Source organism: Butyrivibrio sp. FCS006 (assembly GCF_000424525.1).
Lineage (GTDB): Bacteria > Bacillota > Clostridia > Lachnospirales > Lachnospiraceae > Butyrivibrio.
In genome coordinates this window covers 487,540-503,895 of record NZ_KE384204.1, presented here as the reverse complement: position 1 = coordinate 503,895, position 16,356 = coordinate 487,540, and the positions used below count along the sequence as shown (strand labels likewise).

The 16,356-nt window shown below is 42.1% G+C and carries 13 protein-coding genes; 1 reads left to right on the top strand and 12 read right to left on the bottom strand.

The features are described 5' to 3' along the window. Nucleotides 1–6: 6 nt before the first annotated feature. The 9 genes from G633_RS0113525 to G633_RS0113485 form a co-directional block, all read right to left on the bottom strand. Nucleotides 7–1,434 carry a sugar transferase gene (locus G633_RS0113525; protein WP_026520240.1) on the bottom strand — a complete coding sequence of 476 codons (1,428 nt, stop codon included), beginning with the start codon at nt 1,432–1,434 and terminating at the stop codon, nt 7–9. Then, complete coding sequence (locus G633_RS20320; RefSeq protein ID WP_242838876.1) at nt 1,431–2,864, bottom strand: WecB/TagA/CpsF family glycosyltransferase; 1,434 nt, start codon at nt 2,862–2,864, stop codon at nt 1,431–1,433. The genes G633_RS0113525 and G633_RS20320 overlap by 4 nt, the downstream gene beginning before the upstream one ends. A gap of 52 nt (nt 2,865–2,916) precedes the next feature. Next, nucleotides 2,917–3,735, bottom strand: coding sequence for a glycosyltransferase family 2 protein (locus G633_RS0113515; protein ID WP_026520238.1), 819 nt, complete (start codon nt 3,733–3,735; stop codon nt 2,917–2,919). Between the two features lie 101 nt (nt 3,736–3,836). Next, a complete protein-coding gene (locus G633_RS0113510) occupies nt 3,837–4,928 on the bottom strand; it encodes a DegT/DnrJ/EryC1/StrS family aminotransferase (protein ID WP_026520237.1) in 1,092 nt (363 codons plus the stop codon). Nucleotides 4,929–4,947: 19 nt separating this feature from the next. Then, on the bottom strand, nt 4,948–5,715 hold the full coding sequence (locus tag G633_RS0113505; protein ID WP_026520236.1) for a glycosyltransferase: 768 nt from the start codon (nt 5,713–5,715) through the stop codon (nt 4,948–4,950). A gap of 19 nt (nt 5,716–5,734) precedes the next feature. Next, nucleotides 5,735–6,931, bottom strand: a complete 1,197-nt coding sequence (locus G633_RS0113500; protein ID WP_242838875.1) for an FAD-dependent oxidoreductase — start codon at nt 6,929–6,931, stop codon at nt 5,735–5,737. Then, entirely contained in the window at nt 6,931–7,875 is a 945-nt protein-coding gene (locus G633_RS0113495) for a glycosyltransferase (RefSeq protein ID WP_035771421.1), read from the bottom strand. The genes G633_RS0113500 and G633_RS0113495 overlap by 1 nt, the downstream gene beginning before the upstream one ends. A 56-nt stretch (nt 7,876–7,931) precedes the next feature. Continuing rightward, complete coding sequence (locus G633_RS0113490) at nt 7,932–9,059, bottom strand: glycosyltransferase (RefSeq protein ID WP_196804268.1); 1,128 nt, start codon at nt 9,057–9,059, stop codon at nt 7,932–7,934. Nucleotides 9,060–9,085: 26 nt separating this feature from the next. Next, nucleotides 9,086–10,027 (bottom strand): glycosyltransferase, encoded by a 942-nt coding sequence (locus G633_RS0113485; RefSeq protein ID WP_026520232.1) that lies wholly within the window; start codon nt 10,025–10,027, stop codon nt 9,086–9,088. 183 nt (nt 10,028–10,210) lie between these two features. Here G633_RS0113485 and G633_RS0113480 point away from each other — a divergent pair, with 183 nt between their 5' ends. Further along, the gene (locus G633_RS0113480; RefSeq protein ID WP_026520231.1) at nt 10,211–12,106 is read left to right on the top strand and encodes a hypothetical protein; all 1,896 of its coding nucleotides are present in this window, start codon (nt 10,211–10,213) and stop codon (nt 12,104–12,106) included. On the opposite strand, the gene G633_RS0113475 is transcribed toward G633_RS0113480, so the two are convergent. From G633_RS0113475 to G633_RS0113465, 3 genes are all read right to left on the bottom strand, one after another. Then, complete coding sequence (locus G633_RS0113475; protein ID WP_026520230.1) at nt 12,048–12,917, bottom strand: hypothetical protein; 870 nt, start codon at nt 12,915–12,917, stop codon at nt 12,048–12,050. The two genes, G633_RS0113480 and G633_RS0113475, sit on opposite strands and share 59 nt — an antisense overlap. 15 nt (nt 12,918–12,932) lie before the next feature. Then, on the bottom strand, nt 12,933–14,258 hold the full coding sequence (locus tag G633_RS0113470) for a hypothetical protein (protein WP_207638115.1): 1,326 nt from the start codon (nt 14,256–14,258) through the stop codon (nt 12,933–12,935). Nucleotides 14,259–14,600: 342 nt separating this feature from the next. Next, nucleotides 14,601–16,349 (bottom strand): ABC transporter ATP-binding protein, encoded by a 1,749-nt coding sequence (locus G633_RS0113465; RefSeq protein ID WP_026520228.1) that lies wholly within the window; start codon nt 16,347–16,349, stop codon nt 14,601–14,603. Nucleotides 16,350–16,356: the final 7 nt, after the last annotated feature.

The following is a 16,356-nucleotide window of genomic DNA, read 5'->3' as shown; positions in this document are numbered from 1 at the left end:
GCGCTATTACTTCGCACCCTTTCCAAACAATACCACTCCCACAGTCTGAAGAAGTATCTTAAAGTCCTCAGTAAGACTCCAGTTATCAATATACTTAAGGTCAAGCTTTACCACTTCGTCAAAGTCTTGAATATCACTTCGTCCGCTTATCTGCCACAAACCTGTAAGTCCCGGTGTCATAGAAAGACGTCTTCTGTAATGTTCATTGTACTGCTCAAATTCAGCCTCTGTCGGTGGTCTTGTACCAACAAGGCTCATGTCTCCTTTTAAGACGTTAAGGAACTGAGGGAACTCATCCAGACTGGTCTTTCTGATAAAGGCACCAACCTTGGTTACTCTCGGGTCATTTTCCATCTTGAACATGAGACCGCTCATCTCGTTCTGAGCTTCAAGCTCCTTCTTGCGCTCCTCAGCATCTATATACATTGATCTGAACTTGTAAATCTTGAATCTTCTTCCGTTCTTTCCAATTCTCACCTGGGAAAAGAAAACCGGGCCGGGAGAATCTATCTTGATTGCCGGTGCAAGGAAAAGTGTAATAATTCCTGTAAACACCAATCCCACAAGGCCACCGATAATGTCAACAATACGCTTAATAAACAGCCTCTTGTAGCTGGTCCTGTTCATGTTGTAAGACAGCACGGAATAGTCGAGGAAATCACCGACTTCTGTAACAGCCTTTCCAACGCTGGGCAGTTCAAGACAGTAGTGAGTGGTAACACCCATCTCTTCAAATCCCAGGATTATATCCTGCATCTTGCTCTGAGGAATATTGGGAGTGTTAATAAAGACCTCATCAAAGGGATCTGTAATAAGTCTTGTTGTAACATCCTGAATTCCATAATGGACGTGGACATCCCCAACCATCCATTTCTCGTTATTTTCTCCTTTTTCACAATCAGCACAGTATGCTCTTACGACCTTATATCCTACACCGGTTCCTCTATCTACCAGTTTCTCTATGGTCTTCTCCATGAGGTCCTTCTCGGATATAACAACTACACGCTGTACATTCTTCTCACTACTGATGTGTCTTCTCAGGAACTCCTTGAATAAGACTCTCGCTACATATGTCAAAAGAATGTCCATCCATACAAAGTTTCCTACAACAGCTCTGGATAGGATATTAGTCCACTGAAGGAAGAATACTACTACCAAAGATCCAACAAGCATCACAGCAGTAGCTCTGATGACTGCGATAAACTCCTTAACATATCCTCTTATTATGAAATCTCTGTTCCAATCCGCCAGAAATGTGTAAATAACACAAAACAGGAGAAATACTACGCACACCATATAGTGCAGCGTCTTATCTCCCCAATCATTTTTTGTATTATATCTAAACCACGTAGCAAGCAGATATGACACAAGAATGCATGCCATATCTATGATCCAAATTGCATAAGTTTGTAATGTTTTGTACTTTCTATTCATACTCTCTTCCCAAATAAATAATCTATGGTTAAATACCACAAAAACTTGATGTTAGTAACAAAATATCTGCTGATAAGTCTCTTTGGATCCTGTAATAGCCTGTACAGCCACTCAAATCCAATCTTCTGAATCCACACCGGAGCTCTCTTTATTGTTCCGGCATGGAAGTCAAATCCGGCTCCAACTCCCATCATAACGCCGTGTATCTTTCCTTCATGAGCCTTCATCCATTTCTCTTGTTTGGGCGCGCCGAGACCTATCCACACTATATCAGCATCAGCCGCATTGATCATCTCGATGTCTTTCTGATCTTCTTCCGGTGTCAATTCTCTGAACGGCGGTGAATACATACCTTTGATAATTATCCCCGGATACTTGGCCTCAAGGCTGGTCTTAAGAGCATCCAATGTTTCCTGCTTAGCTCCATAGAAGAAATGAGTTATCTGACCTTTCTTAGAAGCCCTGAACATATGCTCCATGAAATCCGGTCCTGCTACTCTGTGCGCACCTAATATTCCACTTTTCCTTTGAAGAAATGCTATAGGATTACCATCAGGAAAAACGTATGCAGCACCGTTTAGCACATCCGCATATTCCTTATTCTCCCGGCCCATTACAGAAGTATGCACGTTGGAAAAGCAGATATACTTCCCTGATAATTCTTTAATATGTCTGATAACATGAAATACAGCTTCTTCAGTCTTTGAAATAGAATAATTAATGCCAAATACTGAGAACTTCTCTTTTCTGATAAATGCAGGGATTGTGGAATATCCGCTCACATCGGTTATTATTCCCGGTTTTACCGTATAATCCAAAGCAGATATGCTACAAAAAGTCCTAATACCGACAGCTTCTGTTTCCTTTAATATCTTCTCAAGACTATCCTCGGGTACTCCTCTGGTCATTATAAGCACTTCATCATATTGACCATCTGAAATTTGCCTCTTTAGTTCTTCACCCTCCGGATATGGATACTCAAGTTTAAGAACTTTTCTCGCCTCACGCGCACCATATTTACGTATATGATGTCTTCTGTATAGCATCCTTAGTGCATATCCAATAATGACGCTGAGCACATAAAACGATGCCATAACAGTTCTGGAAGAATCGGTGCTTATGCGTACAGCATAATGATATACAAAAGCCAGAGTCACCAGTATAAATCTACTCTTAAATACTGTAGCAAAATTTTCTACCGGATCCTGGACAAATATGGATGGCTTGCCATTGTCATAGAGCAGATAGACAATGACATGAAAAACGCACATAGTAACTACGACCGAAACATAAACGCCATTAAAGTACAGAAATGAATGACCTACATCTCTGCCATAGCGTATCAAAAGAGCTATAGCCATTGCCATGACTATAGCGATTTCATCAATTATGAAAACCCTTATAATTGGGTAATTAGATCTGTTCTTCATTCGTTCCATTACCTCTCATTATATCCCATTGAGTAGTATTTGTAACTTCCTTTCATTTTCCGATTATTATTCTAATGTACGGAGTCATAGAATATAGTATTGCATAGAAGAGGCCAAAATTCTTATTCAAAAAATAAAACCATTGCTTAAAAGGTGCTCCCTTTACAGACTCCTTCCTTTTAAGCCTTTCTAATCTTGAAAGTCCCACATCTCTCCATGTGCCACTTGATGGATTATTCTCACATATTCCGGCATAAGATTGCATTACTTCTATCCTGTATCCGGCTCTCTTTATTGCCAGACCATAATCGAAATCCCCAAGACTATGTTTGTAGTGAGAATCCATTATTGGTACGCTATTAAATATTCCGGCAGGTACAGCTACAAAGTTCGCATTAAAGGTATCGCACTGTCTGTCATCATCTTCAGGAGTTATCATCTTATAGTGAATACCGCTAGTATACTTGACTCCTCCATAAGTGCAATGACCGTCACTGCCTCTCATTGCTCCTACAAGAACCGTATCGGTATCTAATAGCAATTCTCCAACCTTATCCAGAACCCCTCTATCAAATGAGACGTCGTCATTGACCAGCACATACAGATCATATCTGTCCTGCTGTAGGGCAAACTCCATTGCCTTTCTCATTCCTCCTGAATAAAAGAGATTGCCATCCCCTTTAATGACAGTCAACTCTTTGCCTTTTTCAAGTGTGACACGAAGACTTTCAAGAGCTTCCACTGTTCCATCATTGCTGCCATCATCAACAACTATAAAGTGAATATTTGCATCACTAAAAGAAAGACCATTAATACAGCTAATGGTCTTCTCCTTCCTATTATGGCACGTCAATAAAACAGCTATGTTCATTTTTGTAATACCTAAAAAATCCTCGAAGCAAGCAGCAATTCTTTATCTGTGTCAAGCATCGTAATTATATCACACATGTCCCTATAGACACACAGGGATATTTAGTATTTGTTACAAAGGTCAATAACCATCTCAACTTCTTCGTCCGTCATTTCCGGAAAAAGAGGCAGTGTTGCACAGTGAGCAGCCAGTCTCTCAGCGTTAGGGCAGTCTCCTTCCTTGTATCCCAGATCTGCATAAGCCTTCTGCAGATGACAAGGCACAGGATAATGCCTGTTGCACTCCACATCGTTCCTTGCCATGTAAGAGAGGAAATCATCAGGATCAGGCACCTGAACCTCAAAGAGATGGAACACAGGATCAGTATTCTCCGGATGTGCCTGAAGCACAAACTTATCATTTGTGATACCGGCCATATAGCGCTTTCCAATCACACGACGGCGCTCAGTCCACTCATCAAGATACTTAAGGCTCACAGAAAGCACTGCCCCCTGAACACCCTCAAGTCTCATGTTGTATCCAATCCTCTCGTGATAATATCTCACACGGCATCCCTGGTTCTTCAGCACGTTAATTGTGTCGATATACTCCTCATTGTTGGAAGTGCAGGATCCGCCTTCACCGAAGGCATACAGATTCTTGCCGGGGTAAAAAGAAAAGCAGCCGATATCTCCAAGGCCTCCCACACGCTTTCCTTCAAACTCAGCTCCATGGGCCTGTGCACAGTCCTCCACAACGAAAAGTCCATGCTTATCAGCAATGGCCTTTACCCCTGCAAAATCAAAAGGCTGTCCATACAGATGCACCCCTATGATTCCCTTGGTCTTATCAGTGATCTTCTCCTCTATCTTAGAGGGATCGATCTCCCAGGTATCAGCTGTACAATCCACAAAAACAGGTGTGGCTCCGGCATGTGTCACGCCCCAGGCAGTGGCAATATAGGTATTTGCCGGCACAATGACCTCATCCCCAGGTCCAACGCCAAGAGCTATCATAGCCGCCTGCAACGCAGTCGTTCCATTATTCACACCGGTTGCATACTTAACGCCACAGTACTTTGCAAATTCCTTGTCAAATTTATCAGCAAAAGAGCCGCCGGAAAAAGCCGTTTCTTCACAGACAGCCTCAATGGCAGCCATATATTCTTCCTTATGTTTGTGGTAATCCCTGGAAAGATCTATTCTCTTCAGCATATCAGTTCCTCCATTTCCTTTATTTCCTCATCCTGTCTTCCCTGTCAAATTCCTTCTTAAGTCGTCTTATGTTGATCAGATAGTTCTTTATCGTCTTGGGGACGTTAACCGTGGTGTCGTAGTCTTCCACCCACTCCACCGGCATATCCAGGATGTTCATGCCGTCGCGCTCTGCCCTCAGCAGGAACTCGATCATATAAAACCATCCGTTGTCGTTGGAACACTCTGACACCAGCTGTAGCGCCTGTGGCTTTCTCACAAAAGTAAAGCCGCATATGGCATCTGTGCTCTTCATCTTCAAAACAGTCTTTAAGATGATAAGAAGTCCCTGGGATGTGATCTTCCTGTACCACTTTCTTCCGGAAACATCCGATTCCTTGGCAAACCTTGAGGCATTCACATAAACAATGTCAGGTCTGTTCCTGAATATCTCAATCATCTTCCTAAGATATCCGATATCCGTTGAAAGGTCTATGTCCATATATCCAACCACGTCAGAAACGCACTCCTCAACGCCCTTCCGGAAGGCAATTCCAACACCTCTCTGCTCCAGCCTGAAGTACCGGACCTTGATATAGTCCCCTTCCAAAGACGCAAACTCATCAACCAGGCGTTTTGCAATCTCCGGGGTATCATCATCCGAACCATTGTCCACTATCGTCAGTGTAAAAGAGCTTTCTCTCTCCAAAACCTCTCTATTCTCTTGCAGGTATTCAACTGTTCTCCTGATTCCCCGCTCCAGACGCAGGTGTTCATTCAGCACCGGAAAAAGTATATCTACCGTCATTTATTCATCTCCAAACTATTTATTCCAAATATTCATCCAGATCATATACCGTATTGATCTTCCCAGACAACACACTCACAAATTTAGGCCCCATACTGCTGACCCTGATGGTCGTAGGCCGTGAATCATCTACTTCGCTGCTCTTTAAAATGGGCTTCATGGAGAAAAGAGATTTCTCATAGGTGTAACTGTATTCAGGAAGCAGATATTTATCTGCCAGATGACTCATGTATTCAAAAGCAGAAGCCGGCCTGTTAAGACATTCATTGCAATTCCCCAGCTGCTCCGGAGAACATGCCACTCCGTTCTGGCAGGAGAACTTCGGCACCTCATCATAACTTGTCACATGTGGCGTAAAGGTCACGGAAGTCAGCGAATGATATCCCGTCTTACCAAAAGGCATGATGGAAAAGAATGGTCCATCCATCACCGTAAAGCCATACCCCTTAAGCGCATCGGAAGGCTTACACAAGATGATTTCACAAAGCTCATACTTGATCCCAAAAGGCTTGAAATCAACTGCATCACCATCTCCATCTTCCACCTGCACCTTCTTCAGTACCTGATTACAGGAAGCATAAGTTGCGTTTAAGATATACGGCGTAGCAGCTACAATTCCTCCGTTACCAGCACCCGTACCATCAGCCTTAGTTCCGGCCACTCCATACTCAACCTCATACTTATCCCCACTCCTGTAAATAGACTCAAGCCTCGCTCCGAACCTAAGTTCAACCCCCGGCATCTTCCCGATCTCATTCAGAAAGTAATCACGCAATATCATTGCATCGTAAGTGTCCTCTTCCGTTAGAAAAGCTCCATCCACAGATCCATCTTTGAAATATCTCGAGATTGCTTCTTCCCTGCACATGATCCCGGCAGCAGCACAGAACTCTTTAAACTGTTGCCCGTTAGTCCAGGAAAACTGCTCACTGGTGGCATAAATCTGCCTGAACTTATCCAAAATGCAGAACCCATAATCCTCATGAAACCTGCGATAGTACCCGGCGGACTTAAGCGCTGTGGAAAGAGACCTTGGATAGTGGTACCCCATGTGCACCCTGGCCTGGTTAATATAAGTAGCACGCTTAAAAGGCGCATCATCATACTCAATAACCAGCACCTTCTCCCCGCGCTTCCCACAGTAGTTGGCCGCATAGAGACCATAAAGCCCCGCGCCAATTATTACTTTGTCATAACTATTGATTGTTCCCATCATCAATTCCCGGAAATCTTCTCCACATCCTCAACCAGATACCTCTGCTGCTTAAACACCAGATTCACCAGCACCGACAGGTATTTCAAGACAATCGTAAGCAGAGAGAAAATCCCAAGGAAACCGATCGACAAGAATCCCATAACTGAAACCCATCCGGACTCAAGATGTTCATCCATAAAGTAGCTCTGGGCCACGTAGATCACCACGCAAAGTGCCACAATAAAGAACACCACGCTGATTCCCAACGAGACCTTCTCCATAACATTGGTAAAGTAAATAAAACTGTCCACTGCCAGACCTGCCCTCTTCTTCTTGACGGAGTGTTCTCCTCTTGCCTCGCGCCCCGTAACAGGTGTATACCTGATTCCGGAAACCTTAAGCCCGCTGTTCATATACACAGCCTTGCGGTAAGGGATATATACTCCCATGGCCTTGACCCTGTTGACAGCCCGCCTTGACAGAAGCCTGAAGGTCTCGTTTCCAATGGGGTTTTGTGCTCCACTGAACCTGTTATATACATGGTAAAAGAGCTTTGAAGAAAGCTTGATCCTTGTGTCCGCTGAAACAGACACCACGTCGTTCCCTTTAAGGCACTCCTCAAAAGCATCTCCAATAACTGACATGTCATAGTCCACAAACATGTCATCAAACTCAAAGATAAAATCCCCGATGGCAAGATCACGCCCGGCATTCATGGCAGTCTCCAGTCCCTGCCTTGTGGCCAGTTTCACAATACTCACCATAAAGTTTGCCGGATGCGTTTCGAAATAAGCCTTAACCTTTTCAAGACTTCCATCATTGGAAGCGTCATTTACCAGCACCAGCTCACACTTCTCAAATAGCCTTTCGCTCTGCCCCATCACATTTTCTATGAAGTTCTCAACACTTTCTTCTGCATTGCACAGATATGCCACCACAGACACAAACTTCTTGTACTTCGCCATTTGAATCTTCTGTCCTTCCCATAATACTTTGCTATCGCTATTTGTCAAGGTAGTTTTCAGTTCCAGTCCTCGAACAGTTCCACAGTCCGCTCCCAGGTCAACTCCGAGGCCACATGTTCCCTGGCCTTTTCAGTCATCTCACGGCGAAGGTCCTCATTCCTTGTTAAAAGAGCTATCTTCCGCCTCATCTCTTCATCCGAATCGCAAAGAAATCCAGTCCTTCCATCATCTATAAGAAACTCAGGCCCCGGAGCTCTCATGGCTATTACAGGACACCCATTCACCATGGCCTCCAGGATTGCCATGCCATATATCTCAACCCTGTTGAAATTCACAAAGAAATCACAGGCACGATAGATATCCTTCATCTCAGAGTTAGGGATCTTGGGAATACGGCGCACTCTGCCCTGAAGTCCCAGCTCCTTGATGCGCTCGTCCAGGCTCGTAGACAACTCCCCGTCCCCAATCATCAGCAGATGAAAAGAGCTGTCAGCCAAATCACTAAGTAATTGGATTGCTTCCAACGGCCTTTTGTAATCCTCAAGTCTTCCCACAAAGAGCAGAATCTTCTTTGCAAAGGGCAGTCCATAGTGCTCACGTATTTCAAGCACATCCGTGACTCCATCATGCCCCTGAGCACTCTCCGGGTCGATCCCCACAGGTGCCAGTTTCGCCTCTATCCCGTTTTCCTTAAGCAGCTTTAGCACATAAGGAGTTTTGGCATATACAGGAACTTTCCTGTAGGCTGAAAGATTCCGTCCCATCATGACTCTCGAAACCGCCCGTTTCAATCCGTTGCTGCTGTCCGTAAAAAGCGTCCCAATATATAGATGGCACCTAATATCATTCTTTAGACAATAACTTATAACCTGTGGTGCATAGAACATATTGTCTGCCAGAAGGTGCACCAGGTCCGCCTTCAGCTCTTTAAGGATCCCTAGCTCAATAAAGCCATGATGTCCAAAGCCCTTTGCCGGAAGGACATGAACTCTAATGTCGCCAGCCTCATCCTGTCCTAAAACTTCCGCCCTTAGCTTACTATACTGTCTCTTGGAAACACTCTCCGACAGCATCACTATATCCACATGATGCTCCGGATGCTTCTCCACCAGCGCCTTTGCCAGTCCCATCTCCTGGGAGTTATAGAAGGCATTATTCACTTCATTGGTTATGTATAACTTCAAAAAAACTATGTTCATCGTTTGTTTTCTTACTCCGGCTTAAACACTCGTCTTAGTATCTTCACGATTCCCTGGAACGAAAGATTCCTCTTGATCTTTTTATCAAGCGTATCTGTGTGAAGAAGATAGAACTCTCTTGTTATCCGCGAATCCAATGCTAAATTTTCAAACTTAACCTCAGTACCAAAGTTCAGAATATTCTCCGGGGCTTGGCCTTTTGTATGAGTTCCACTCCCATCAAAGCCCTTATTACTCACTAGGCCATACTTCGGATATACTGTCAACTTCTCCTGTTTGCTGGCTGCATAATTCCACCTGATAGCCCAGGAATCTGACTCTCCCCGCATCTGTCTTTGAAGCATGGGATAAAGGTCTCCGCCGCCTCTACAGAACTTTTTCTGAAGTTCTTTATTGTTCTGAAGTTCCCCATAGTCAGAAACCTCCCAATCCACAGTGTCCCATCTATCTTTCCAAGTTGCCCATCCCCAGCTGCTCGCACGGTATGACAAATATGCATCATGCTTATAGTGCCTGAGAGCCTTAAGATCATAGCCATAAGAAGCAATTTCCCATATATCACTATCGTCCTGATAAAAGTCCAGAGCTCCGTTCATATACTTCAAAAATGAAGGGGCCACGATCAAGTCATCTTCAACAACAATGACCTTCCCATATTTATTCAATAAATCCGTTGTTTCGGAAATGATGCTGTTTGCCAATCCTGCATTTCTCTCCTTAACAACCGCCTTAACGTGTTCAAACGCATGGTTATCAGCCTCATAAGAAATAGCCCATTTATGAACAGCCTCAACAGTCTCCCTATCTTTATCGCTTTTATATCCGTCTGCAAAAATATAAAGCTCAGTGGATGATGCTAAATCGCACTTCTCCAGAGCCTCTACACACTTCTGTATCTTATCTGGTCTGTTGTAGCCAAAAACAGCTACGGGGGCGAGTTTTTTCTCGTTCATTTCAGTTCCTTACTATGTCACACTATTTTGACAGTGCCTACACGTTATTATATAATACCCGTTGTAATATGCAGGCTGTCATCATGTATTATACAACAATCAACTGCTAATAACACGTAAAACCTTGGATTTGATCATTCTAAATAATCCCTGAAGGCTATGCTAAAAGGAGGAAGGCCTCCCATGAATTTTAAAAACCTTTTAAAAAAAAGGATATTAGTTCAATGTTCCATTGTTGTTTTATATATTCTTACCTTTGCTTTCTTTCATTTCTTTCCACAGGATTTCATGAGAAATGCTCTACTGAAAAAGGGCTTTGTTCTCCTGTTAGCTATTCTGGCATTCTATAATCTTTTCGCCAAATATAAAACATTGGATTCTCAAAACCAAAACGTTTGGGTTCTGATCATCCTTGTTACCTTTTTATCTTGCCTGCCGCTCCTTTTTAGCGGCCTTAACGGTGACGGACACGACCTTGATTTTCATGTTTATCGCATAGAAGGCATCCTAAAGGAACTAAGAACTCATCATTTTCCCGCCAGAATTTATTCTTTTTGGAATGATGGCTATGGCTATCCTCTGCCTATATTCTATGGCGATATTATGCTCTATTTTCCAGCCTTTCTAAGGCTTTTAGGTTTTTCCGTTACCATTTCATTCAAAATATTTGTCACTGTGATCAACCTTTTCACAGCAATTATGGCTTTCAAATGTTTTGAAGGTATATTTAAGGACAAATCTATTTCTACCATCTTGACGTTTGCGTATTGTCTGAATCCATACAGAATGACCGATTTATATATTCGCCATTCCGTTGGGGAATACATTGCATTGATGTTCTTTCCATTATTAGCTTACGGATTCTATAGAATAATAGATGACAACAATACGGGAATTGCAAATAACATTTACAACGGTCTTCTTTTAGGCCTTGGTATGACAGGAATAGTAACTTCACACGTACTCTCTACCACCATGGTCGGATTTTCACTCATACTGCTTGTAATAGTTTTTGCCAAAAAGACATTCAGATTTAACTCCATAAGATCATTTATCATAGGCGCGATATCTGCGCTATTTGCCAGCGCCTTTTTCCTGGTTCCGTTTTTAGATTACATTGCAAACGTAACAATTTTCTCCACTAAAAACATGCAGCAGGGAATGCGCATTCAAGATCAGTGTCTCAGTGTAGCTGAGATATTTACTTTCTTTTCCGCAGATCCTAATTCTCATGTGCAACTGACACCAGGGCTCCTGCTTATGGTTGCTTTAATTTTCTCATTATATCTTTGGTTAACTCAAAGAGCCTCCACTGAGATAAAAATATTATCTGCTTTATCCTTATTTTTCCTTATTTTGCCGTTAAACTTTTTCCCATGGGATGCATTAGCAGATTTCAGAGCCACAAGAATACTCACACAAATAGAATTCCCTTGGCGCTATCTGGGTATTGCCTGTGTGATGCTCACACTCCTTCTTGGCTATATTCTACAATCTTTGGAAAACAAGAATAGTAACAGCCACATCACCTTTATATCCGCAATAAATGTAAGTTTTTCCCTGGCGATTCTTGGAGCATTGGTTTTTACTTCTCTATTTGCATTTAATCCTTCCATGAAGCACTATGGAGATGAGACAACATATTTTTATAAGGGTACAAACGAATATAAACGAGCAGAAATTGTTGGAGATACTTTCATATCTACAGACTATGAACAATTCTCCGGACAAATCGAAGGAAATTTTGAAGAAGTATCAGATATAGAAAATATTGGATTAGACCTTACCTTCCACGTAAGAAACTCCGGAAACGATATCGAAATAACACTCCCGAGAATAAATTATCCCGGTTATCAGGTCGTAGATGAACAGGGCAATAAGTATCCGATACATGACAGCGAAAACCTTCTGGTCGCATTCAATCTCCCGGCCAATTATGACGGAATGATATATGTAACCTTTAAATCTCCCTGGTACTGGACATTGTCACTATTAATCTCACTATTGTCCTTATGCTTTATTATTTCTTATCTATGTGGAGTACTACCATTTCATTCTTCCCGATACAATTCGCAATAAGGGAAAAAGTACTGAAATAACTTCCATATAAAGTTCTTGCTCCAGCCAGGATCAGCATCTCATACAATGCAAAACGTATACCCTCTGCGGTTCTTCTGGAAACAGCTCCTGACGCCTCAGAGAAGATGTTATCAGGATACTTTTCCTTAAGATCCTTAAGAATTCCGGAATCATCCGTTGCAAGATATATTCTTGCATCGTTTTTTTCTTTTACAATTTCTGCGATTTTGTTGTAAAAAAGCTCAGTTGGGCTATTCTTTATTGCCTCCGCATTATCGGTTCTTCTGATATGCATGGCATCGTATTCGCCAAGGCTCTCCTTGTATTCAGAAACCTTTTGAACAACCTCAGTATTAAATTCAACCAAAGAAAGATCCACCTCGCCATAGAATTTGTTATAGCTTTCTATGAAAACACGCTTCCCATTGTGCTCCAAAATCTTTTTCTTCAGCTGCGCCTGTTCTTCATCGCTTTTAATGCTGTTGGCTTCAAACTGATAAGACTTTACGCATAATTTATATACAGCAAAAGCCCCTCTCTGGCATGCTTTCCAAACAGCCTTAATTATTTGTCCATGTTTAAGCATGGTCATGTACGATTCATTTATGAACTTGAGATTCTTAACACGGAAATTAAACGGGAGTTTCGAGAAAACATCCTCGTAGTTACACCCGCATTCATTGATGTTGTCCCATAGCATCTCTATCTTATCTATATTGCAATCTCTGGCAAGATTAATAGCTGAGGAAATAGCCAGTAGTCTGTTCCCCAAGCCTCCTCTCGGTTCAATTATCAGTGTCTTATTATTCATAGCGCTCAATTACCATCACATTTCCAAATACTGTATCCAGGCTTCAGTGTCTTTAGATAAGGCTCCTCTTTTATCTCCTATGACTAAAAGTATCAGAGCCAATACACAGACAAACTGCATTATCCTTATGTAATCAACAGATTTAAAGTCCCTTGTCAAGAGTTTCTTCCTAAGAGCAACAAGCTTTTCCGTTAAAACTTCATACCCTCTTATAGCATAAGGGAACAAGAGTACAAAGTACGGAAGAGTGTACTGCCCTTTAGCCTCCCAAAAGATATGGAATATGAATCCACCTATGAATACCGTAGCAAAGGTAAGCATCTTCACTTCAAACTTATCTTCGAGCCAGAAAGCAGCCAGTGCACCAAGCAACACTACAAGCATAAAAGCGTCCAGAAAGCCATATGCCTTGGTACTTCCTTCCTTGGACATTATCCCTTTGATAAAATCACTTTGCACAATATCCGCGTCACAGACCTGATTTATCCAGAAACATTCAAAGGTAGGATTGTTCCACTGTGAAGCAAGCTTGAGCAAAAAGAACTCTACAGCGTATTCATGGTCATTTTTGAAAATACTAATCCTGTCCTTTATCTCTGATATAGCTACTTCCTTCTGAGCTTCTGCGCTGTAGTTATTATCCACAAAAGAGTCATTGTCAAATCCATTGTGCCATCCATTAGCCCTTGGACCTTCCTGAAGTCCCATTGCTATAAAAGCATAGGCGCTAATTGAATCTGCCTCAGGTATTCCGGTGATATTTTCTACTATCTTACTTGGAAGTCCCGGAACGGTAACCAGAAGAATGACCATCAATGCTAAAAATCCCGATTTTTTAGCATCTATCTTTTGAAGGAGTTCTATTGCGGCATAAATAAGCATAGCTATCACAAAAATCAGGAAATTTGTCTTAGCAACTATAGCCAGTGCAGCCAATACTGCAGCTAAAACTCCGTATTGTATAACGCCCTTTTCAAAAAACAGTATCTCACAATCTATGGCCATCACAGCAAAGGCAAGCCCAAGCAATGTCCCATACAGGAACGAGGTATACATCACAAGCGGGAAAAAAATAAGTCCAATCAAGGATAGAATTGTCTGGTACTTCTTCTCCAATCCAACATGAGTACAGACATCACCCAGTTTCTTATAGAAGCATACTACTGCCAGTGCATTAAGTATCTGGTACGTCAGCACATAATTTCCAAATACAACTTTGGAGCAAAGGTAATAAATAAGTACCAATCCGTACTGCTGTGGGTTTTTCATAAAATATGAGGTGGGTCCAAATAAAGAGTATTCTCCATTATAAAGCGCCTCAACACCTGCAAATATGGCCATCTGATCGGATCTTGGTGTGTATCTGGTCACGAAAACCCAAATCAGCGAAAAGGCCAGGATAAAAAGCAAAAACACTATCCTCTTGCCCCATTTTATCTTCCTGAGCCAAAAGAAAAGAGCCACAAACAATAAAATGATCAAACCGTTCTTCGCGGAAGAATCATCAATAAAAAATGTAGTCTCCGATATGTCACACTTCAGGGTACAGGTACTCAAAAAAGCGATCAGACAAAGGAAAGTAAGTATGACCCGCATGTTCACTATGACGATTTTCTTGTAAGCCGTAGCAATAAACTTGTTAATGGGCATGACTTTAGCTTTGATCCCTCCAACTCATTTTGATTATTCCTGATTTATCTGATCATAAGTTACTTCTGTAGCTTTTCCATCCTTTATCTCATATATCACGTCACAGTTCCTGATAGTGGTAAGTCTGTGAGCAATAATGATCATGGTCTTCCTACCGGCAAGTTGATATATGGCGTCCATAACCGCCTTCTCAGTGTCATTATCAAGAGCAGAGGTAGCTTCGTCTAACACAACCACACTTGGATTGTTGTAAAGAGCTCTTGCAATACCGATCCTCTGCCTCTGTCCACCGGATATCTTTACGCCCTTGTCTCCGATGCTGCTGTAAATTCCATCCGGCTGTTCTTTGACAAAATCTGCAAGCTGGGCAGCCCTAAGCGCCTCCCAGACTTTCTCATCATCAATATCTTTACTGTCCAGCCCAAAGGCCACGTTTGCCCTGATAGTATCATCCATAAGAAATGTAGACTGTGGTATATAGCCTATATTTCTGTGCCAGGATCTTCTGCACTTTATTACATCAACATTTCCCACTGTGACGCTTCCGCTCTGAGGATCCAATACTCCAAGTATCAGATCTGCCAGAGTTGTTTTCCCCGCCCCGGAAGGTCCAATAAATGCAACTGACTTATTGCATGGAACACGTATACTCACATCATCAAGGATTTTCTTATCAGGTCTCGCAGGATAGGCAAAATCAATATGCTCCGCAATTATGTCTGCACTGGGAACTGATATCAGCTCCTCCTCGGAAACAGGTGCTTCCTTTTCCAGTCTTTCAGCTTCCACCAGATCATTGTATAAAGCATCAACAGAAGTCTTGTAAAACATGATGGACCCAAGATAGCCGCTGACCCTGTTGAAGGATGGGAGCATTCTGATAGCTGCAACTGCAAATACCGACATGATAGGAATAAACTCATTAACATCTGATCCCATGATGATCCTAATGGCCATAAAAAGTAGCAGTCCACAGATGCAAATTGACTCCATAAGTGGTCTTGGAATATATGTCAGTGTTAGCTTTTTCTGTTCCATGTAAGCAAACCCCTTGTAGGCATCTTCATATTTCTTCAGGAAGTGCTTCTCTGTACTTGAGGCCTTGATCTCTTTGATCCCACCAAAAGCCTCAAGGAAGTATTTATTCTTGTCCGCATCCTTTTCCCTGGAACAATTACCGTAATACTTAAGTCTCTTCCTTACTACCAAAGCAAAGAACAGAAGGAATGCACCCAGCATCGTTATCATAAGTGATGTGGTAAAGACATCTGTCAGCAAAAGAAATGCAGTCAGGAAAATACATACCAAAGACTCAGTGATAAGCATCAAAACGTTGTTAAGAACATACATGAAACTGGAAACATCTCTGTTGGCATTTCTCTCCAGCTCCGCAACGTTATGGTCTGCATGGAAAAGATAACCCTGATGCAGATAACAATTCATCAGACGCACTGACATACGTCTTAAATTGTTGGTATAGAAATGGTTCTGCGCCACGTTGAGAACAATGAGGTATACATTTTTTATGGCGTATACAACTATAAGAGCTATAGCCATCACAAGAATAAATAGCTTACTGTCATGTATGTTCAGAAAATTAGCAGCGGTACTAAAATATTTGTTTGTCTCAATAATACTTGGATCTGTAACAGCCGAAACCAGCGGAAGGATGGCAGAAACACCAAAAGTTTCCAAAAAAGCTCCTCCCAGGATCATAAGAAGAAGCAGATACACCCTTGATCTCTGGTGTCTGTCCAAAACCATTAAAATCTTTTTTATCATACCGTAT